The organism is Streptomyces sp. 1222.5 (assembly GCF_900105245.1).
Taxonomy (GTDB): domain Bacteria; phylum Actinomycetota; class Actinomycetes; order Streptomycetales; family Streptomycetaceae; genus Streptomyces; species Streptomyces albidocamelliae.
Genome location: NZ_FNSZ01000001.1, coordinates 6,407,083 through 6,426,945 on the forward strand (window position 1 = coordinate 6,407,083; position 19,863 = coordinate 6,426,945).

Below are 19,863 nucleotides of genomic sequence, written 5' to 3' on the forward strand. Positions count from 1 at the left end.
CCGAAGGGGGAACCACCGTGCTGCCGGACGCCGACGACCTTCCCGACCTGCTGCTCGACCTCGCCGTACCGCACGAGGACATCAACGAACTCGTCGCGCTGGGACGCCGAGTGAGCGGCGACCCGGGCACACTGCGCCTGCTGGAGGCGTGCGTCGAGGAACTCTTCCGCGACCTGGACGACGTGGGACGCACCCCCGACCTCGGCGGCCTGCTCGCCTCCGCGCCGGCCGAGCTCACCGACTGCTTCCCCGTGTACGTCTTCCTCGCCGCGCTTCCCCGCACCCTCGCCCACCAGCGTGAACGCGGCATCCCGGCCGAGATCACCCGGCGCACCCTGGCCGACCTCGGCCGCCAGATCGCGGTGCACCGCCGGCGGCACGGCAGAGCCGGGCTCCAGTCACCGCGCTGGCCGGCCCGTCACTTCCGCGGCGAGCTGTACCAGCTGGGGCGGCTGCAGTTCGAGCGGGCGCGACTCGGCCGGCGCACGGCACAGGCGCTCGCCGCGCGCGGGACGGACGCGGCGCCCGGCGGGGCCTGCCTGCTGCTGCACATCCCCGACTTCCTTGGCCCGCTGACCCCGTCCGCGTGCGATCGCGCGCTGGCCCTGGCGCGCACCTTCTTCACCCGCCACTTCCCCGAGGAACGGCCGAAGGCCGTCGCATGCCATTCCTGGCTGCTCGACCCGCAGTTGACGCGGTACCTGCCCGCGGACTCCCACATCGTCCGGTTCCAGTCCCGCTTCCGGACCGCCCGCGAGGACACCGAGCCCGCCGACAGCGAACCCGTCCAGTTCGTCTTCGGGGACCCTGACCTGCCGGTGGCCGAACTGCCCCGCCGCACCTCCGTGGAACGTGCCGTGGGCGACCATCTGCGGATGGGCGGCCACTGGCACATCGGGCACGGATGGTTCCCGCTCCACACCGAATAGCTCGAACGAGTGAACCAACCCAGGACGGGAACGGCCCCCCGATCACCACCCGTTGTTCAGGCATGACAGTCGAAATGCGTGAGGGATACGAGGGCACGGGCCCCGGTGCGATCACTCCCGACGGCTGCGCGGTCGAGCTGTACGCGCGGCTGCCGGTGGGCGAGGAACCGGACATCGTCGCCGCCGCGATACCGGCAGGGGCTCACATTCTCGAACTGGGCAGCGGAGTGGGCCGGGTGACCCACGCCCTGCTGGACCGGGGCTTCACGGTCACCGCGGTGGACGAGTCCGCGGACATGCTCGCCCGGATCCGCGGAGCGCGCACCATATGCGGCCCCATAGAAAACCTCGACCTGGGCGATGAGCGCTACGACGTGGTGATGCTCGCGTCGTTCCTCGTGCACACCGGTGACGAGGAGGTCCGCAGAGGCCTCCTGCGCACGTGCGCCCGGCACGTGGCACACGGCGGCTGCGTGCTCATCCAGCGGGAGGGCGGGGACTACCACACGAACATCCCCCGGGAACGGGTCGACCCGAGCGGCTTCACCGTGCGCATCGCCTCGGCGGAGCCCGTCGGGGACGGGGTGCACTCGGTCCGCGCCGAGTACGTGTTCCCCGACGCCGTCTGGACGCAGACGTTCCTCTCCCGGCCCCTGACCAAGGAGCAGTTCGAATCCGCCCTGGCGGAGGCGGGACTGGAGGTGGCCACCTATCTGACACCCGACGGCATGTGGGTGAGGGCGGTGCCGACGGTCTAGGCGTGGCGGGGGTGCGGCCTGCTGCGCCGGTACGGCGGTGGTGAGCGCACCGACCGGCATCACCGCCGTCGGCCCGGCGCGGGGGTCCGGTCGACGGCAGTGATGCGTTCGCGATTCCCGGGTGCGTCGGCAGTGCCTTTGCCGGCGCGTCCGCTGCTCCCCGATCCCGGGCGGCCCCTTGGGCCATGGCCGGAGTCCGCCGGCCAGGCACTCGGCGGTACGGACACCCGCCGTCTTCCGGGCGCGGCCGGCGAGTGGACCGGCTCAGCGGGAACGTCCGCCCGATCCGTGGGAACCGCCCGGCCCACCGGATCCGCGCGGCGTGCCTCGTCCACTCCCTCGTCCACCGGATCCACGGGAGGAACCCGATCCACCGGGTCCACCGTGCCCTCCGAGTCCGGGGACGCCGCCGAAGTCCGGGGAACCGGAGGGGCCGGGCGGGCCGGCGAGGCCGCGGAGGCGCTCCATCTCGCGGCGGTCCCGCTTGGTGGGGCGGCCCGCGCCGCGGTCGCGGAGACCGGCGGGGGCGATGGCCCCCCGCGGCGGGGGCGGAGGCGAGTTGTCGACGTAGCACTGGGCGGCCACGGGCGCGCCGACCCGCTTGCGGATCAGCCGCTTGACGATCACGATCCGTTCCCGGCCCTCGTTCCGCAGGCGCACCTCGTCACCGATGCGCACGGAGTAAGCGGCCTTCACCCGCTCGCCGTTGACGTGCACGTGGCCGCCACGGCAGGCGGCGGCCCCCAGGGAACGCGTCTTGATCAGCCGCACGGCCCAGATCCAGCTGTCGATCCGGACCGTTTCCCCGTTGGCCGCCCCAGCGGCCTCGGCGGCGGCCACCGCGGCGGCGGTCTTCGGATCGAGCGGCTGGTCGGCGGAGGCGTCGGTATCGGCGTCGGAGCGCTGGACACCCTGGGCGGGGCTCGTCCCGTCCGGCGTGCCGGACCCACCGTTCACGTTCTCGTCCGCATCCTCGGAAGCCATGTCCCGACCTTAACTCCAGGAGTCGGGGGACCCGGACGGGATTTCCCGCGAAGCAGCACGCGCCCGAATCGGGGGCCGTGCGGGTGACCGCCTCGTCCGTCGGGGCTGCGTCGGGGCTGCGTCGGGTCGCCCGGCCGGGGCATACGGTGGCGGTATGGACGACAGCAGTGCCCTCGCCCGGCTCGACCGCCGTGTCGCGGACTGCGGGGCGTGCCCCCGGCTGGTCGACTGGCGCGAGGAGGTCGCCCGGACCAAACGGGCCGCGTTCGCCGACTGGACGTACTGGGGGCGGCCGGTGCCGGGGTTCGGTCCCGAGGACGCCCGGCTGGTGATCATCGGGCTTGCGCCGGCCGCGCACGGCGGAAACCGCACGGGCCGGATGTTCACCGGGGATCGCTCCGGAGACGTGCTCTACCAGGCTCTCCACGACGTCGGTCTGGCCTCTCAGCCCACCTCCGTGAGCATCGACGACGGCCTGGAACTGTACGGCGTCCGGGTCACGGCGCCGGTGCACTGCGCGCCGCCCGCCAACAAGCCGACCCCCGGCGAACGCGACACCTGCCGGCCCTGGCTGGTCCAGGAGCTCAAGCTGCTGCGCCCCACGCTGAGGGCGGCGGTCGTCCTCGGTGCCTTCGGCTGGCAGGCCGCGCTGCCCGCGTTCGCCGAGGCGGGCTGGACCGTTCCCCGTCCCCGCCCGTCCTTCGCCCACGGCACCAGGGTCGCCCTCGACGGCCTTGACCTCTTCGGCTGCTTCCACGTCAGCCAGCGCAACACCTTCACCGGGCGCCTCACCACCGAGATGCTCCGCGAGGTACTGCGCACGGCGGCGGACGCGGCCGGACTACCGAGACGACTACCGTGACCGCTCCTCCTTGGCCGGGGACGGACGGCAGGGCTCACCTGCGCCACGGCGTCGTCACCACCCTCGATGGCTCCCGCGGCCAGGTCGAGGACAGCCTCGGGGCGGCCGGCCCCGCTGCGCCCCTCAGGGCCGCCAGACGTAGCGCACGTCCGGCTCGCGTTCCTCGTTGCCGCTGCCGTCGGTGAACTCGGCGGCGGTGAATCCGTGCCGCTCGTAGAAACGGTGGGCCGGTTCGTTGACCTGGAAGGTCCACAGGACCAGTCCGTCGGGGCTGCGCTCCTTGGCCAGGGTGACGAACCGGTCCCCGAGGCCCCGCCCCCGCCAGTCGGGGTCCAGGTACAGCTGCGACAGCGTCTCCCCGTCCAGCACCATCAGGCCGACGATCCCGGTTCCGGCGGCCTCCGCCACCCAGGTCTCCCGCAGCGGCACCACGACGTCCCGGATGTAGTCCCGTACGTCGTCGTCCGTGCGCGGCCGCACGACCGTCGGCAGCGCGGCGGTGAAGGACCGCAGCCAGACGTCGGCGGCGGCCCGGGCGTCGGCCGCGGTGGCGCGGCGCAGCACCACTCCCTCGGCCGTCACCGGCTGCCGTCTTCCCGCTCGGGCACCACGGCCGTGGCGGTGATCTCGACCAGCTGGCCGGTGTACCCGAGGCAGGCGACGCCGAGCAGCGTGGACGAGTGCGGGCCCTTGCTCAGCCCCGACTCCTCCACGACCTCCCACACCGCGGACAGCACCGAGGGCTCGCCGCTCACGACGTACACCTCGGTCACGACCACGTGCTCCAGGTCGCTCCCGACCGCACGCAGTTGCTCGCGGAGGTTGGCGATCACCCGCTCGGCCTGCCGGACGGGGTCACCCGGGCCCACCACCTCCCCCTTCTCGTCGAGGGGCACGGCGCCGGCGAGGAAGGCGAGCTTCGTGCCCGCCTCGACGACGGAGGCGTGGGAGTACGTGGGCGGCGGGAAGAGTCCGGGCGCGGTCACTCGCCGGATCACGGCGGCTCCTTGGGGTCGGGGGCGGAGTCCGGCTCGGGGTGCCGGAGGCGGGCCGGGCCGAGGCGTCCGCCCGATCTCGGAGTTCGGCCTTCTGGCCCAGGTGCGGGCGACTTGAGTCAGGGATCGCGGCCGGCAGGCCGAGGCCCTCGCCCGATCATCGGCGGGGCGCACCGTCCCGCGCATCCCTTTTTCCGGCGGCGGACACGCGGTACCCGCCCGAATCCGCTCGCCCCGCACCCCGCCCACCCCCTACGCTCCCCACCCGCGCACCCCACAGGAGGCCGTCGAGCATGCCCGCCCTTCCCGACCGAGTCTTCCTCTCCACCACCGCGGACCGTCTGGCCTCGCTGCCGGCCGTGGAGGCCGTGGCCCTCGGCGGTTCCCGTGCCCAGGGCACCCAGCGGGACGACAGCGACTGGGACCTGGCCGTGTACTACCGCGGCCGTTTCGATCCCGGCGATCTGCGGGCCGTCGGGTGGGAGGGCGAGGTGTCCGAGGTCGGCGGCTGGGGAGGGGGCGTCTTCAACGGCGGGGCCTGGCTGACCGTCGACGGACGCCGGGTCGACGTTCACTACCGGGACCTGGACGTGGTCGAGCACGAACTGGCGGAGGCGGCGGAGGGACGGTTCCGGGTGGAGCCGCTGCTGTTCCACCTCGCCGGGATCCCCACCTACCTGATCGTGGCCGAACTCGCCGTCAACCACGTCCTCAGGGGGAACCTGCCCCGCCCGGCGGGCTACCCGGACAGGCTGCGCGCCACCGCCGCGGAGCGCTGGGGCGGCACCGCCCGCGCCACCCTCGCCTACGCCAAGGACAACCACGCTCCCCACGGCCGCCTCACGGAGACCGCGGGAGCCGTCGCCACGGCCGCGGCCCAGGCCGCCCACGCCGTACTCGCGGCACGCGGCGAGTGGGTGACCAACGAGAAGAGGCTCCTGGAGCGAGCTGGACTGCGCGCGGTCGACGCGGTGCTGGGCGCGCTGCGGCCCGCCCCCGGGACGCTCGTCCCCGCCGTCACCGAAGCCGAGGCGATCATCGCCGGGGCGCTGCGGTCATGACGGCTTTGTGTTCATGGAAAAATGGACGGTACAGCGGAATTGCGTTCATAAAGAAACCGGCCCCTCCGGGCAGGTTTCACCTCCCTGAAACGTGATCGTCCCGTTCGCTCGTGGAACGCGCCCTACCGTGGGGATCACCACGCCCGGCACCAGCGGGTGCCGGCCGCGTGAGAGCCCCTCGTGGGATCCGTCCGGCCACCGTCGTCCGAAGGCCCACCCCTTCCCTCGTACGAACAGGAGCCCTGTGTCCCGGCCCGCCGCACCCCCATGGCTCGCCCACGCCTTCCGTGCCCAGCGCGGCCCCGTCCCCTGGAGCGCGGTGACCCGTGGCGCGTTCGCCGTCGGGCCGCTGCTGCTCGCCGGTGTCCTCGGTGGACGGACGTCCGTCGGGGTGCTCGCCGCCGTCGCCGCGATGCTCGCCGGGATCAACGACCGTCCCGGCAGCCGCCGCGCCTCCGTCAAGCGCCTCGGGGTGCCCGCCCTGGCCGGAGCCTTCGGGCTGCTCGTGGGCACGTACGCCGGGCAGGGGATGACGGCCGTACCGCTGGCCCTGGCGTTCACCGGACTCGGGCTGGTCGCGGGCGGCGTCAGCGCGGTCGGACCCGTGGCCAGCGCCGCGGGCACCCAGCTCCTCGTCGCCGTCGCCTTCGGCGCCGGGATGCCGGCCGCGGAGAGCGGCTGGCAGCGGGCCCTCGCCTTCCTCGCCGGGGCCGGCTGGCTGATGCTGCTGCGGCTGGCCCTGCCCTCGCCCGGCTCGCCCTCCGGTGACTTCCGCTTCGACGGGGAGCGGGCGGCGGTAGCCGACGTGTACGACGCGATCGCCGCGCTCCTCGACGCCGCGGGCGGCCCCCACGCCACCGCCCGGCGGGCCGCGCTCACCGCCGCCCTCGACCACGCGCAGGACGCACTCGACGGACCCCGGCTGCGCCGGCACGCGAGCTCGGCCGCCGAGCGCCGGCTGCACGCCCAGTACGCGGCGGCGCTGCCCCTCGCCGAGGCCGCGACCGCGCTTTTCTGGGTGGGGGAGCCGGTCGCGGCCAGGGCGTCCGAAGGGCCCCGGCGGCTCGCCGCCGCCGTCCGCGGCGACACGGCGGCCGGACCGCTGCCCGCTCCCCGCGTCCCCCGTGCCGGGCTGCACCTGCGGGCCGCGGCCCCCGTCACGCCCGCCCTGCGGGCCCTCGACGACGCCCTGCTGCGTGCGGCCCAGGCCTTCGACCGGGCCGAGGGCGCCCACCACCGGCTGATCGCCAGGCGTCGGAGCGTCCGCGACGTGGCGCGGGCCGTGTTCGGCGCCGGTGGCCGCGAGTACGGGCTGCGGGTCGCCCTCTGCTTCGGCGGCAGCGCCGCCATCGCCCAGATGCTGCACCACACCCGCTGGTACGGGCACCACCAGCACTGGTACTGGCTGCCCGTCACCGCCGTCTTCCTCGTCAAGCCCGATCTCGGACCGCTCGCCTCGCGCGTGCTGTGCCGGGCCGCCGGGACCGTGCTGGGCGCCCTGGTCTTCGCCGGTCTCGCCGCGTTGCTGCCCCGCCCGGCGGGACTGTTCCTGCTGGTCGCGGTGTGCGGGGCGCTGGTACCGGTCGCCGTCCGGCACTTCGCCGCCCTGACCGCGGTCATCACCGTCCTGGTGCTCGCTCTCGTCATGGTCGGCGGGGAGCCGCAGGCCTCCGTGAGCCGGATCGGCGAAACGCTCCTGGCCTGTGCGCTCGTGCTGGTCGTCGGACATCTGCCGGTGCCGGGCCGGCGCGGCGGCGCGGTCAAGGCCCGCCTCGCCACGGCCGGTACCGCCGCGCACGCCTACCTCGCCCACGTCCTCGGCGACCCCGGCCACCCCGCCGACGGGGCCGAGCGGAGGACGCCGAGCGGGCCCGCCGACCTGGCCGGGCGATGGTCACAGGAAGAGCCCGCCGGTCGAGCCGCGTGGCCGGCGAAGGAAGAACCCGCCGGTCGAGCCGCGTGGCCGGCGGGGGACGGGCCCACGGCAGGGGCGCCCGCCGGGTGTGACGACCGCCCGGAGCGGTGGGCGTTGCGCCGGGAGGCCTACCGCACCCTCGCGGAGGCCCGTACCGCCATCGCGCTCGCCGCCGCCGAACTGCCCGCCCTGGCCCGGCACACCGAGGGGACGGACGCCGTCGCGGAGGTGCTGGAACGGCTGGTGGACACGACGACGGCCTGCGCCGTCCACCTCGACGACACCGGCCGCCTCACCCCCCGCCACGTGCGGCAGCTGCGCGCGGCACTGACCGAGCTGGAACTCCAGGGGATGCGGGCGCCGGCACCCGCCGCCTGAGCCCGGCCGCGCGGCCGTCTCATCGATGTCCCGGTCGCCGTACGGCAGTTGCAGGAGAGCCGGCTGCCCCGGCCGACCGCAGGCACGTACGACGCGTCCAGGCGTACGGCAGCTGAGCAGGCGGTTTCCCCGAGACGGAACTCACCGACGGCGAGCCGTCGCGGCCCGCCGGGAAATCGGCCGAAAAAAATCTCCGCGCGCGGCGATGAGTTTCGTATCCGAGGTCGGTCACCACCGTGACCGACCGTCGGACAGGAGGGCCCATGTCGCTTCCCGAGATCGTCTCGCGTGAGCAATGGCGCGCGGCGCGCGAGGAGTTGCTGCGGAAGGAGGAGGCGGTCAGGCGGGCCCGCGAGGCCCTCGGCGCCGAGCGGCGACGGCTGCCCATGGTCGAGGTCGACCCCGAGTACGTCTTCGAGGGCGGCGACGGCAAGGCCACCCTCCTGGACCTCTTCGAAGGCCGCGCACAACTCGTCGTCCACCACTTCATGTTCGCGCCGGAGTGGGCGGAGGGCTGCCCCTGCTGCGCGGCCTTCCTGGACCAGGTCGGCCACCTCGCGCATCTGCGCGCCAGGAACACCTCGTTCGCGGCCGTTTCCCGTGCCCCGTTCACCCGCATCCTGCCGTTCAAGGCACGGATGGGCTGGGCGGTGCCCTGGTACTCCTCCGGTCACGGCGACTTCAACCGCGACTTCGAGGCCACCGTCCCCTCGGGCGGGGACCAGGTCGAACGGCCGGGCGTCAGCTGCTTCCTGCGCGACCACGACCGGGTCTTCCACACCTACTCGGTGTACGACGACGCACTGGACGGAGTCGGCACCCTCGCCGGCCTGCTCGACCTGACCGCGCTCGGCCGGAGCCCGGTCGGAAGCGACCCTCTCCGCCTCCACGACGAGTACGAGAACTGACACGGAGGGTCCCGTTCCTGTCACGACGTGAACGGACTCTCACCGTCCGCGCCCACCAGGTGTAGACAATGTCTCAGTCCCGTCACCGAGCGAGCCGTTTCCCCTCTCCAGGGCGTTAACTCCAACAAGTACGACGCTTCTGGAGGTGCGAGATGGTGAACGGGCGAACGGTGCTCGAACGCTTTCCCGCCGGTGGTCCGCGGGGATCCTGGCCCGCGGAGGAGTTCGCGCACGCACGACGTCAGGAAGGCCTGCCCGCCGAGGTCGTGATGGACCTCGCGACGGACACCTTCCTCGTGATCGTGCGCGGGGGCGAAGCCGTCGAGTGACACCGCCGGCGCCGTCCGCGCGGCGGCCGGTGACGCCGAGCCGGGTCAGGCCGGTTTCGGCGCGGGGATCCGCATCGTGAACTGCTCCGCCTGGAGTGCGTACAGCTCGGCGTAGACGCCGCCGCCGGCCAGCAGTTCCTCCGGGGTGCCGGACTCCACCAGCCGCCCGCCCTCCAGTACGTGCACGAGATCGGCGTGCCGGACCGAGGCCAGCCGGTGGGTGATCAGCACGACCGTCTGCCCGCTGCCCGCCAGCGCCCGGATCTTCTCGAACACCCCCAGCTCGGCCCGCGCGTCGAGGGCCGCGGTCGGCTCGTCCACGATCAGGATCCGTCCGCGCCGGTACGCGGCCCGGGCGATGCCGAGGCGCTGCCACTGGCCGCCGGACAGCTCGTGTCCACCGCTGAAGACGCGAGCCAGCAGCGTGTCCAGGCCGCGCGGCAGGTCCTCGACGACCTCACCGGCGCCCGCCTCGGCGATCGACGCGGCCAGCCGTTCCTCGGTCATGGGCACGGAGGAACGGCCGACGGCCACGTTCACCCGGGCGGTGAACGGCCACCTCTTGAAGTCCTGCGCCACCATCGCGACGCGCTCGGCGAGCAGCCGCCGGTCCGCCCGCGCGGCGTCGACACCGTCCCACAGGATCCGCCCCCGGTCCGGCGTGTACAGGCCCGCGAGCAACTTGACCAGGGTCGTCTTGCCCGAGCCGTTCTCGCCGACGAGCGCCACGATCCGGCCCAGGGGCAGGGCGAGGGTGACGTCGTCCAGCGCCGGCCGGGCCGCGTCACCCGGATAGCTGAACGTGACGTTCTCGAACCTGATCTCCTGGGGATCCTCCGGCAGCGCCTCCCCGCCCACCGGGATCGCCCGCTCGGCCGCCTCGACGTACATCCGCTCGAGATCGCCCACGAACAGGGCCTCCTCGTGCAGCTGGTTGATCTGCAGCACCAGAGTGTCCAGGCTCGCCGCCCCGGTACGGATCGCGAGCACCGCCGTACCGGCCACGGACAGGGCCATCGCCCCGGACAGCAGCAGGGCGCCCAGCGTGGCGTACGTCGCGAGCGTGGCGAGACCCGTCCAGGCGGCCGCGATCAGACCGGTCCGGGCGGCCAGCCGGGAGAGCCGGGCCTGCTCCGCCTCCGCGGTCTCCGACATCGCCCGGAAATGCCGCAGCAGGAAGGGCCCCACCCCGTGCACACGGATCTCCGGGGCCGCGCCCGGCTCGGTGAGCAGGCTGCTGATCAGCTGACCGGCGCGGGCGTGCTGCACCCAGGTGTGGAACGACTCGTAATGGCGCCGTGCGTTCGTCAGCGCGCTCCAGGCGCTCGGCAGCGTCATGGTGACCAGCAGCGGCAGCAGCGCCGGATGCAGCACGGTCAGTACGCCCGCCGCCGCGACCAGCGAGATCATCGCGTTGACGACCTGGGTGCCGTACCCGATCATGCGCCGCGCGGACCGGGCGCCGTACTGTGCCGTGTCCAGCAGCTTGTGGAACGCGTGGTCCTCGATCGCGGCCAGCTCCACGTTCGCCGCCCGCTCCAGATACAGCTCCGTCGCCACCCGCTCCACTTTGGGCTCCAGCCGCCCGGTGGCGTAGACGGAGGCGGCCCGCAGCAGCGCGGCGAGCAGCATCACGAAGGCGACGACGACCAGGGCGGGCGCGGCCGAGTGCAGGCGCCGCGCGATGTCCGGGCCGGTGAGCAGCTTCCCCAGCGCGCTGTTCACGGCCAGCAGGCTCACCGCCTGCGCGGCGCCCCGGCCCGCCTCCGCGGCCAGCACGATCCAGGAGGCCCGGGGATCCGCCTGCCGGGCCAGGCGCAGACTCGACAGCAGCATCCCGGGGAGCCGGGCCACCATCGCGCGGAAGTTCAGCTCGAGAAACGCGTCCGCGTGCTTGTTCCAGCCCGTGTCGTACCGCAGCGGCCCGCCGAACAGCAGCCGCTCCGACTCCGACACCGCGGACTCGGCCGCCCCCCGTCGCTTCCCCACGTGACCTCCCGAACCGTCGCGGAACGGCCACTATCGCGGGCGCGCCCGGCACGTCGGCAGGGCGCGAGTGGAAGGAATCGGGGGCGCGGAGGGGGCGCGAAGTGTCCGCGGGTGTGGCGCGGGGACGGGTTCACTCCGGGCGGCCGGATGCGCTCCATCTGCGACGAACCTGCGCCGCCCCTACGCCGACACGGCCCTCGACCAGTCCGGGGGCGTCCCGGTCGCCCGGCACAGGGCCAGGTACAGCGGGATCGGCGGGGTGTAGGGGACCGTGCCCTCCGGGCGGTGGATGAGCCGGGCGGTGCCGGTGATCAGGGCGCCGGGCGCGTACTGGGCGGGGGCGGGCCAGCGCAGGGCGTGGTCGGAGTCCGCCGGCACGATCCACCACCAGTGCGTCCCGTCGGCGTACACACAGCCCAACCGCGGCAGCCTGGGGACGACGAGCGGGCCGAGACGGTCGGGCACGGCCACGGCGTCACAGCCGAGCGGAACCGTCATGCCCTCCGGCATCGGCAGCCGGCGGGGCGCCTCCGTGGCCGGCCGCCGCCGCTGCAGACGCACCAGGGTGTCCAGACCGATCGGCCCCTCAGGGCCGCTGCCGGCTCCCCGGCCGAAGCCGTCATCGGCGGCGGTCACGGCCGCTCCCCGGCGCGATGCTGCTCCGGGGCCCGGCGCAGGGGCTGGTCCACCGCGCGGTGCCGGTGCTTCTCGAACGCCGGATGCGAGGGCTGCTCGACCGTGCGGTACCGGTGCTGATCAGGGCTTTTGTGCCCATGCTGCTCGGGGCTCGCGGTCCTGTACGGCTCAGGGTTCCCGTGCCGGTGCTGTTCCGGGGTGCCGTTGCCGCCGTGCCCGTGCTGCTGCGGGCCTCCCTGGCTTCCGTGGCCGTACTGCTCCGGGGTCCGGTGCAGCGGCTGGTCCGCAGCGCGGTGCCGGTGGTGCGCGGGGGTGTGGCGGTGTGCCTCGGCCGGGTCGTCGCCGCCGGAGTCCTCCGGGCGGCCGGGCTTCGGCCGAGCGCCCCAGCCCAGGTCGTTGGACGGTTCTGCGGTGCCGCGCGATGCGCCCGTGCCAGAGATCGCGTCCGTGCCGTGGACCGGGTCCCTCCCGGAGGCCGCGTCGATGTCGGTGCCGATGTCGGTGCCGGCGCCGGGCAGCGTGTCCGTCCCGCGGGCCAGCTCCGCCCAGACCAGCAGCCCGGAACCCTGTTCGTGTGCGCCCCAGGCCCGGCACAGGGCGTCGACGAGAAGCAGTCCCCTCCCGTGCTCCTCGTCAGGGCGCTGCGGGGACGGGTGGGGATCGCCGGGAGCACAGCCCTCGTCGCCCACGGCTATGCGCACCATGTCGTCGTGGTCGTGCAGCTCGCACACCACATGCGTGCTCGCGGTGTGCACGATCGCGTTGGTGACCAGCTCGGATATGACCAGAGCCGCGTTGTCGCAGGTGTCCGCGCACACCGACCAGCCGGTCAGCCGGGCGTGCGCGAGCCGTCTCGCCTGAGCGACGGAACCCGGATGTGCGGCCAGCTCGAAGCGGAACCGGCGCTGGGCAGCACCCCCCGGAGGGGTCGCTCCCGTTGCGTCACCGAGACCGGAACGGTCTGCGGCGGCGGCGTCTGTTCCTAAGGGCGCGGACGGAATCACGCCTGCCACTATCTCCCCGCCATGGACACTTGGCAAGTATCACTCTGAAAATTGCAGAGTGCTGTGTGACTCGGTCAGACGCCGTGGCACACTGCTCGCAACAGCACGTCGAGCGGCGCCAATTGGAGTCATCGGAGAGCCGACCCGGTCTTCGAAAGAATCTTCGAATGGCGCCGCAGGGCTGTCGTGGAACTTTCGGTGGAGGCTTTCGGTGGAGGTGGGAGCGTGAGCGAGCCGCGGTCCGCGCCGACGGTGGGCCAGGTGGTCCTCGGCCGGCGCCTGCTGGACCTGCGGGAACGCGCCGGGCTGAAGCGCGAGGAGGCCGCCCGCGTCCTCCGTGTCGCCCCCGCCACCGTCCGCCGCATGGAGATGGCCGAGGTCTCCCTCAAAATCCCGTACCTCCAACTGCTGCTGAAGGCCTACGGCGTCCCCGACGACGAGGCCGAGCTCTTCGTCCAGCTGGCCGAGGAGGCCAACAGGCCCGGCTGGTGGCAGCGGTTCCACGACATCCTGCCGGGCTGGTTCTCCATGTACGTCAGCCTGGAGGGCGCGGCCGCCCTCATCCGCTCCTACGAGCCGCACTTCGTCCCCGGCCTGCTCCAGACCGAGGACTACGCGCGCGGGGTGCTGAAGTCCGGCGCCATCGGGCAGACGAGCCCGGACGACATCGAGCGCCATGTCGCCCTGCGCATGCAACGCCAGGAACTGCTCACCCGTCCGGACGCCCCCCGTTTCTGGGCGGTGATGGACGAGACGGCCCTGCGCCGCCCGATCGGCAGCCCGGAGGTGATGCGCGCGCAGATCGACAAGTTGCTCGAGGCCACGAAGCTGCCCAATGTGACGCTCCAGGTCGCCCCGTTCGCCAACGGGCCGCACCCGGGGACGTACGGGCCCTTCGTGCTGTTCCGATTTGCCATGTCAGAACTGCCGGACATGGTCTACAGCGAGTACCTGACCGGCGCCGTCTACCTGGACGCGCGCGCCGAGGTGGCGACCCACCTGGAGGTCATGGACCGCATGGCGGCGCAGGCCGCTACGGCGCAACGCACGAAGGAGATCCTCCGGGATCTCCGCAAGGAGCTGTGAATGGATCGCATCAAGCCGCGCGGGCACGTCTACAACGGCATGCCCGCACGGGAGTTGGGCAGCGAGGGCTGGCACAAGCCCTGGAGCGGCGGGAACGGCGGGAACTGCCTGGAGGCGATGAAGCTCGCCGACGGCCGGATCGCCGTGCGCCAGTCCACCGACCCCGACGGCCCGGCGCTGATCTACACCTCGGACGAGATGACCGCGTTCATCGAAGGCGCCAAGGCGGGCGAGGCCGACTTCCTGCTGTCCTGAGGCCGGGGTCGTGGACGCCCCTTGCTGAACCGTTTCTGTACAGAGCTCAACTCCCCTTTGTGCAGACGGGCTTGACGGGGTAACAGGTCCCTTCTCCTCGGGAGCCGGGAGCCGGGAGCCGGGAGCCGGGAGCCGGGAGCCGGGAGGCGCGCGGCGAGATCCGCGGGGCCGGGAGCCTGGTGGCTGGGGGACCCGAACCGCCCTCACTCCGGTGGCAGCACCGCGCACAGCGCGTCCAGAGCCGCGCCGTACGCGTGTTCAGCCGGTGCGGCGTACCCGACCACCAGACCGTCGGACGGCGGCATCCCCGTCTCCGGATGCCGGAACGCACCGAGGCCGTCGAGGGCGATCCCCTGCCACGCGGCGGCCTTCACCACGGACCGTTCGCTGCCCGGCGGCAACCGCAGCACCGCGTGCAGTCCGGCCGCGATCCCCGTCACCTCCACGTGCGGCGCCTGCGCGGCGAGCGCCGCGACGAGCCGGTCACGCCGGCGACGGTACCGCTGCCGCATGCGCCGCACATGACGGTCGTACGACCCCGAGCGCACGAAGTCGGCCAGGGCGAGCTGGTCCAGCGCGCTCGCCCAGCCCTCCCGTTCGCCCTTCGCCCCGATCACCGGCCCCACCAGGTGCTCCGGCAGCACCATCCAACCGAGCCGCAGCGCCGGGGACAGGCTCTTGCTGACCGAGCCGAGGTGGATCACCCGCTCCGGATCGAGGCCCTGAAGCGCGCCGACGGGTCTGCGGTCGTACCGGAACTCGCCGTCGTAGTCGTCCTCCAGCACCACCGCCCCCTGCGCGCGGGCCCAGTCGACCACCGCTGCCCGCCGCTCCGGGTGCAACGGGCCGCCGGTCGGGAACTGGTGCGCCGGCGTGAGCAGCACGGCCCGCTCCCGCCCGAGCGCCTCCACCCGCGCCCCGTGCTCGTCCAGCGGCAACGGCACCGTCCGCACCCCGGCCGTCGCGAGCAGCCCCCGGTGGAAGTCCAGCCCGTACGCCTCCACGCCCAGCGGGCCGCGCAGCACCCCGCCCGCCCCCTGTCCGAACAGCAGCCGCAGCGCATGCGCGAAACCCGAGCAGACGACGATCCGGCCCGGCTCGGCACGCACCCCACGCGCGCGTGCCAGATATTCCGCCAGCGCCTCCCGCAATTCCCACCGCCCGGCCGGGTCACCCGGCCCGAACGCCTCGCTCGGTGCCGCCTGCAGCGCCCGCCGGTACGAGGCCGACCAGGCCGTACGCGGAAACGCCGACGGGTCCGGCGACCCCTGCCGCAGATCGTGCCGCGGCCCACGCGCGCGTGGCGGCGTGGCCACCGGTGTCCGTACTGCGGCCCGCCTCGGCTCCGGCTTTCCCGGCCGCCCCAAGTGAGCCATGCCCGTCGCGACCCGCGTCCCCGAGCCCTGCCGGGCGGTCAGCCAGCCCTCCGCGACCAGCTCCGCATAGGCGTCGGCCACCGTGTTGCGGGCGACGCCCAGGTCGGCCGCGAGCGAACGGTACGGCGGCAGCCGGGTGCCCGGCGCGAGCCGCCCACTGCGCACCGCGTCCCGCAGGGCCCGGGTCAGCGCGGCCCGCCGTCCGCCCGGTCCCGACAGCTCCAGGTGCAGATCGACGCCGATCCGCTCCGCGGAATTGACCCACGATTCCGTCATGGAAGTGCACCCTACAGCCGGTCTTTCCACGGCCTAAATTGGAGACATGACGACGAACACCACCGCAACTCCCCAGGCCAACACCACCGTTGACGCCACTACCGTCGACACCACCGCCGGGATCGGCGCGGCCGAGGCCGCCCGGACGCGCCTGGACTTCGCGAAGGCCGCCCCCAAGGTCTTCCGGGCCATCGTCGGCCTCGACATCGCCGCCCGCACGGGGCTCGACCCCGCGCTGGTCGAGCTCATCCAGATCCGCGCCTCACACCTCAACCACTGCGCCTACTGCCTGCACATGCACACCAACGACGCCCGCAAGGCCGGCGAGAGCGAGGACCGGCTGCACATGGTCGCCGTCTGGCGGGAGGCCCGCCACTTCTTCACACCGAAGGAGCAGGCGGCCCTGGCACTGACGGAGGCGGTGACCCTGGTCTCCGACGCGGGCGTCCCCGACGCCGTCTACGCCGAGGCCGCCGCCCAGTTCGAGGAGGAGGAGCTGGCCCACGTCCTCGCCCTGATCCTCACCATCAACACGTGGAACCGCGTGTCCCTCGCCACGGGCAAGGTCGCCGGCACGGACGAGAGGCGCCCCTGACCGCGTGCCTCGCCCGGTCCGGCCGGGGTTCCCTTGCCCGGCGTACGATCCGTCCCCAAGGCCTCGGTGCCGTTCTCACACCCTCATCGGCCGGTCGCCCGGAGCGACCGGCGCGGGCAGCTGCGAAGTGCCCATGAGGTAGCGGTCGACGGCCGCCGCCACCGCCCGCCCCTCCGCGATCGCCCACACGATGAGCGACTGTCCGCGCGCCGCGTCCCCCGCGGCGAACACCCCGGGCACATTGGTGGCGAAGCCGTCGTCCCGCGCGATGGTGCCGCGGGGCTGGAGCACCAGCCCCAGCTGGTCGACCAGGCCGTCCTCCTGGTCCGGCCCGTTGAACCCCAGCGCGAGCAGCACGAGATCGGCGGGAAGCACACGGTCGGTCCCGGGCACCGGCTCACGCCGTACGTCGACCTCCACCAGATGCAGCTCCCGCACGTGCCCGTCCGCGTCCCCGGTGAAGCGGAGCGTGGACGCGGCGAACAGCCGTGCGTCCGCGTCCGCCGCCGGCGCCGTCCGCAGATCCCGCGCCTCCTCGTGCGCGGCCGACAAACGGTAGACCTTCGGGTACGTCGGCCACGGCTCGACGTCCTCGTCGCGCTCGGCACCCGGCTGCGCGTAGATGTCCAACTGGGTCACGGACGCCGCCCCCTGGCGCACCGCCGTGCCCAGACAGTCGGCCCCCGTGTCCCCGCCGCCGACGATCACGACATGCTTCCCGGCCGCCGACAGCGGTGAGACCTCCAGATCCCCCTCGCACACCCGATTCGCCAGCGGCAGATAGACCATCGCCTGATGGATACCGCTCAACTCCCGACCCGGCGCCGGAAGTTCCCGCCACGCCGTCGCCCCCGTGGCCAGCACCACCGCGTCGTACCGCGCCCGCAGATCCGCCGCCGAGATGTCCCGCCCGACCGCCGTGGACGCACGGAACTTCGTCCCCTCCGCCAGCATCTGCGCGATCCGCCGCTCCAGATGCCGCTTCTCCATCTTGAACTCGGGGATGCCGTACCGCATCAGCCCGCCGATCCGGTCGTCCTTCTCGTACACGGCGACCGTGTGCCCGGCCCGCGTCAGCTGCTGCGCCGCCGCGAGCCCCGTGGGCCCGGATCCGACGACCGCGACCGTCCTCCCCGACAGCCGCTCCGGAGGCCGCGCGGGCGTGAAGCCCTCCTCCCAGGCCCGGTCGGCGATTGCGCACTCGACGTTCTTGATCGTGACCGCCGGCTGGTTGATCGCCAGCACACACCCCGCCTCGCAGGGCGCCGGACACAGTCGGCCGGTGAACTCCGGAAAGTTGTTGGTGGCGTGCAGCCGCTCGCTCGCCGCCTTCCAGTCCTCCCGCGAGACCAGGTCGTTCCATTCGGGGATGAGATTGCCCAGCGGGCAGGCCTCGTGGCAGAACGGCACACCGCAGTCCATACAGCGGTCGGCCTGCTTGCTGATGATCGGCAGCAGCGCTCCCGGGACGTACACCTCGTCCCAGTCCCGCACCCGCTCCTCGACGGGCCGCCGCGCCCACTCCTGGCGCGGCGTGGTCATGAACCCCTTGGGATCGGCCATGGCGGTCTTCCTCGCGTACCGGCACCGGAGGGCACCGGGTGTACGGCGGGCCGTGCGTCATCGGGCGGCACTCTTCCGGCCACGATACGTCCGCCCCGACAGCCCCGCAGAGCGGCGGACAGCTCTTGCCGAGGAGCCGCCCGGCGCACGACCGGAAACCTCTCCGCCACTGATCAGCATGGGCCGGGGCCGGGGCCGGGGCCGGGGCCGGGGCCGGGGCCGGGTCGGGTCGGGGGAGGGTGAGGACAGGGGAGGACCGGGGAGGGGAGGGAAGAGGGGCAGCCGGGTTGTCACGTGAGCGCCAGCACATAGACGAGAGCGGCCGCGGCGGACGCCGCGGTCCGGACATGGTTCCAGAACGTCCACTCGCGCACGTACGCCGGCCAGTACACGGCGGCCTCCGGCGCACCCGCGGTCATCCGGGCCAGCCTGTCGTTGCGGGGCACGTTCGCGACGAGCGTCAGCCCGAAGGAGCCGGCCAGGTACAGCGCACTGCCCAGCAGCAGCTCCACCTTCCCCTCGCCCGGCCAGACCACGAACGTCACCACGGCTATCAGCACGCTCAGCACCGCCGAACCCGTGAAAACGGCCATGAAGGCAGGTCGCACCGCGGCCACGTTGATCGCGTTCATCGCGGCGACCCCCTGCGCGGGCGGCAGCGCGGCGAGCCCCCGCATCACGAACGTCGAGAATCCGCAGAAGACGCCCGCCACCAGCCCGGTCCCGAGAATCCCCAGCACCACCAGGACGAAGAACGGCCCGTCGATCATCTCCACACCCCCTTTGTCGTTCCACCCGGGCCCGGAAGCCCGGCATCACCATCACTTCCAGTGAAAGCCCGCGGCAAGCGGCCGACCATGGCCGAGGGACGCGGCGCCATACGCGAGCGTCCATACGCCGCACGCCGTGAGTCGCATGGACCACCTTCGTTCGGCACCACCGCACGGCCTCCCCGGCGCCCCTGCCATCCCCTTCAGCCCACGTCCTCCCCAGCGCCCTGCCAACCCCGCAGCACGCCGTCCACGGCCGAGGCGATCCTGCGCCGCGCCTCGAACCGTCCGACCCCGCTCATCAGCAGCTGGTCGTACGGCGTGTCCACGTGCCGCACGGCCGCCACGACCGCCGAGATCACCGCCCCTTCGGTCAGCGCCCGCCCGGCGGCGCTGCGACCGACCCGCCCGCTGCCCCGCAGGGACGCGTGCGCCGCGATCGCCCGGGCCCGCTCCACCGGGCAGCCGGGGAACAGCCGGAGAATCTCGGCCGCGAACGCCGCCGCGAACCGGTCGTCCTCCGCCGCCCTGCGCCGCGCGTCCCGCGCCCGACGTCGGCGTCGCGCCTCCGCGTCCGCCAGGCAGCGCTCCTCGGCCCGCGCCAGAGCAGCCTCCTCCACGAGCACGCCCTGCCGCTCGTATCGGCTCTTGCGCCGGTTGTAGCGGACGACCACCACCGACAGCCCGCTCTCCTCCCGCGACCTGCGGGTCAGCGCGGTGTCACCGCGCGGCAGGAACACCAGGTGCCCGAGGTCGGCACAAGCCAGGCAACGTGGTGCCCCGTCCTCCAGCACGAGCAACGACAGCGGACCACGGAGGCAAGCGGCACACCGCTTCTGCTTCAGCGACTGGACGGCGACAAGACGACCGGGGGAGTGGGGAGTTGCGGGAAGGGCCATACGCGGTACTTTCCCCGTCACCACCCGCGTGTCCCTCCCCGGGGCGTGCTCGGCCCGCCGCCTCCCGACCCGCCCCTTCATCAGCGGCGTGTCCCTCCGTGGTGCCGTGCTCGGCCCGCTGCCGATCGACCGATCGCCGTACCCGCCGCTCGCTGGGCCCGCCCAGGCGGTGCCGCCGACGGCCGACCCGGCCACGGCCGCCCGGAGACGGCACCCGTGCCCTCCGCCGGGTGGGACCCTGCTCAGGTCAGGCGCCGGCTCCCGCCCGTCTCCGGTCTTCGGGTCCACCCGGCAT

At 73.5% G+C, this 19,863-nt stretch carries 19 protein-coding genes and 1 pseudogene; 10 read left to right on the forward strand and 10 right to left on the reverse strand.

The annotated features are described in order from the left end of the window. Positions 1–17 precede the first annotated feature (17 nt). Both BLW57_RS28920 and BLW57_RS28925 read left to right on the forward strand, forming a co-directional pair. Positions 18–929 (forward strand): acyltransferase domain-containing protein, encoded by a 912-nt coding sequence (locus tag BLW57_RS28920; protein WP_093478513.1) that lies wholly within the window; start codon positions 18–20, stop codon positions 927–929. Positions 930–991: 62 nt separating this feature from the next. After that, entirely contained in the window at positions 992–1,687 is a 696-nt protein-coding gene (locus BLW57_RS28925; protein WP_256339613.1) for a class I SAM-dependent methyltransferase, read from the forward strand. A gap of 264 nt (positions 1,688–1,951) precedes the next feature. On the opposite strand, the gene BLW57_RS28930 is transcribed toward BLW57_RS28925, so the two are convergent. Then, positions 1,952–2,671 (reverse strand): RNA-binding S4 domain-containing protein, encoded by a 720-nt coding sequence (locus tag BLW57_RS28930; protein ID WP_093478517.1) that lies wholly within the window; start codon positions 2,669–2,671, stop codon positions 1,952–1,954. Between the two features lie 154 nt (positions 2,672–2,825). On the opposite strand from BLW57_RS28930, the gene BLW57_RS28935 reads away from it, so the two are divergent. Further along, positions 2,826–3,533, forward strand: a complete 708-nt coding sequence (locus BLW57_RS28935) for a uracil-DNA glycosylase (protein WP_093478518.1) — start codon at positions 2,826–2,828, stop codon at positions 3,531–3,533. 123 nt (positions 3,534–3,656) lie between these two features. Here BLW57_RS28935 and BLW57_RS28940 read toward each other — a convergent pair whose 3' ends face one another. Together BLW57_RS28940 and BLW57_RS28945 are read right to left on the reverse strand one after the other, a co-directional pair. Continuing rightward, the gene (locus tag BLW57_RS28940; protein WP_256339614.1) at positions 3,657–4,115 is read right to left on the reverse strand and encodes a GNAT family N-acetyltransferase; all 459 of its coding nucleotides are present in this window, start codon (positions 4,113–4,115) and stop codon (positions 3,657–3,659) included. Beyond that, complete coding sequence (locus BLW57_RS28945) at positions 4,112–4,531, reverse strand: RidA family protein (protein ID WP_093478520.1); 420 nt, start codon at positions 4,529–4,531, stop codon at positions 4,112–4,114. Before BLW57_RS28945 ends, BLW57_RS28940 begins: the two co-directional genes overlap by 4 nt. 290 nt (positions 4,532–4,821) lie before the next feature. Between BLW57_RS28945 and BLW57_RS28950 the strand changes: the two genes are divergently transcribed. From BLW57_RS28950 to BLW57_RS41560, 4 genes are all read left to right on the forward strand, one after another. After that, positions 4,822–5,589 (forward strand): nucleotidyltransferase domain-containing protein, encoded by a 768-nt coding sequence (locus tag BLW57_RS28950; protein WP_093478521.1) that lies wholly within the window; start codon positions 4,822–4,824, stop codon positions 5,587–5,589. A 244-nt stretch (positions 5,590–5,833) separates the two neighbouring features. Continuing rightward, a complete protein-coding gene (locus BLW57_RS28955) occupies positions 5,834–7,882 on the forward strand; it encodes an FUSC family protein (protein WP_176985769.1) in 2,049 nt (682 codons plus the stop codon). A gap of 263 nt (positions 7,883–8,145) precedes the next feature. Beyond that, the gene (locus BLW57_RS28960; RefSeq protein WP_093478524.1) at positions 8,146–8,790 is read left to right on the forward strand and encodes a DUF899 domain-containing protein; all 645 of its coding nucleotides are present in this window, start codon (positions 8,146–8,148) and stop codon (positions 8,788–8,790) included. A gap of 152 nt (positions 8,791–8,942) precedes the next feature. After that, positions 8,943–9,119, forward strand: coding sequence for a hypothetical protein (locus BLW57_RS41560; protein WP_093478526.1), 177 nt, complete (start codon positions 8,943–8,945; stop codon positions 9,117–9,119). 45 nt (positions 9,120–9,164) lie between these two features. Here the strand turns inward: BLW57_RS41560 and BLW57_RS28970 are convergent, their stop codons facing one another. The 3 genes and pseudogenes from BLW57_RS28970 to BLW57_RS28980 form a co-directional block, all read right to left on the reverse strand. After that, positions 9,165–11,108, reverse strand: a complete 1,944-nt coding sequence (locus BLW57_RS28970) for an ABC transporter ATP-binding protein (RefSeq protein WP_093478527.1) — start codon at positions 11,106–11,108, stop codon at positions 9,165–9,167. A 180-nt stretch (positions 11,109–11,288) separates the two neighbouring features. Then, positions 11,289–11,744 (reverse strand): hypothetical protein, encoded by a 456-nt coding sequence (locus BLW57_RS28975; protein WP_256339615.1) that lies wholly within the window; start codon positions 11,742–11,744, stop codon positions 11,289–11,291. Between the two features lie 284 nt (positions 11,745–12,028). Further along, positions 12,029–12,748: pseudogene (locus BLW57_RS28980) on the reverse strand (ATP-binding protein); the annotation flags it as partial. A gap of 225 nt (positions 12,749–12,973) precedes the next feature. Between BLW57_RS28980 and BLW57_RS28985 the strand changes: the two are divergent. Both BLW57_RS28985 and BLW57_RS28990 read left to right on the forward strand, forming a co-directional pair. Further along, positions 12,974–13,834, forward strand: coding sequence for a helix-turn-helix domain-containing protein (locus BLW57_RS28985; protein ID WP_093478529.1), 861 nt, complete (start codon positions 12,974–12,976; stop codon positions 13,832–13,834). After that, complete coding sequence (locus BLW57_RS28990) at positions 13,835–14,089, forward strand: DUF397 domain-containing protein (RefSeq protein WP_073892674.1); 255 nt, start codon at positions 13,835–13,837, stop codon at positions 14,087–14,089. Between the two features lie 203 nt (positions 14,090–14,292). Here BLW57_RS28990 and BLW57_RS28995 read toward each other — a convergent pair whose 3' ends face one another. After that, complete coding sequence (locus tag BLW57_RS28995) at positions 14,293–15,741, reverse strand: MocR-like pyridoxine biosynthesis transcription factor PdxR (RefSeq protein ID WP_093478530.1); 1,449 nt, start codon at positions 15,739–15,741, stop codon at positions 14,293–14,295. Between the two features lie 46 nt (positions 15,742–15,787). On the opposite strand from BLW57_RS28995, the gene BLW57_RS29000 reads away from it, so the two are divergent. Then, positions 15,788–16,336, forward strand: a complete 549-nt coding sequence (locus BLW57_RS29000) for a carboxymuconolactone decarboxylase family protein (RefSeq protein ID WP_093478532.1) — start codon at positions 15,788–15,790, stop codon at positions 16,334–16,336. Positions 16,337–16,411: 75 nt separating this feature from the next. Here the strand turns inward: BLW57_RS29000 and BLW57_RS29005 are convergent, their stop codons facing one another. The 3 genes from BLW57_RS29005 to BLW57_RS29015 all read right to left on the reverse strand — a co-directional run bounded on the left by BLW57_RS29005 (position 16,412) and on the right by BLW57_RS29015 (position 19,568). After that, on the reverse strand, positions 16,412–17,899 hold the full coding sequence (locus tag BLW57_RS29005) for a glutamate synthase subunit beta (protein ID WP_093478533.1): 1,488 nt from the start codon (positions 17,897–17,899) through the stop codon (positions 16,412–16,414). A 290-nt stretch (positions 17,900–18,189) separates the two neighbouring features. Continuing rightward, entirely contained in the window at positions 18,190–18,669 is a 480-nt protein-coding gene (locus tag BLW57_RS29010) for an anthrone oxygenase family protein (RefSeq protein ID WP_093480941.1), read from the reverse strand. 203 nt (positions 18,670–18,872) lie between these two features. Further along, positions 18,873–19,568: a DUF2293 domain-containing protein gene (locus BLW57_RS29015; protein WP_093480942.1), complete on the reverse strand. Its 696-nt coding sequence runs from the start codon at positions 19,566–19,568 to the stop codon at positions 18,873–18,875. Between the last annotated feature and the right edge of the window lie 295 nt (positions 19,569–19,863).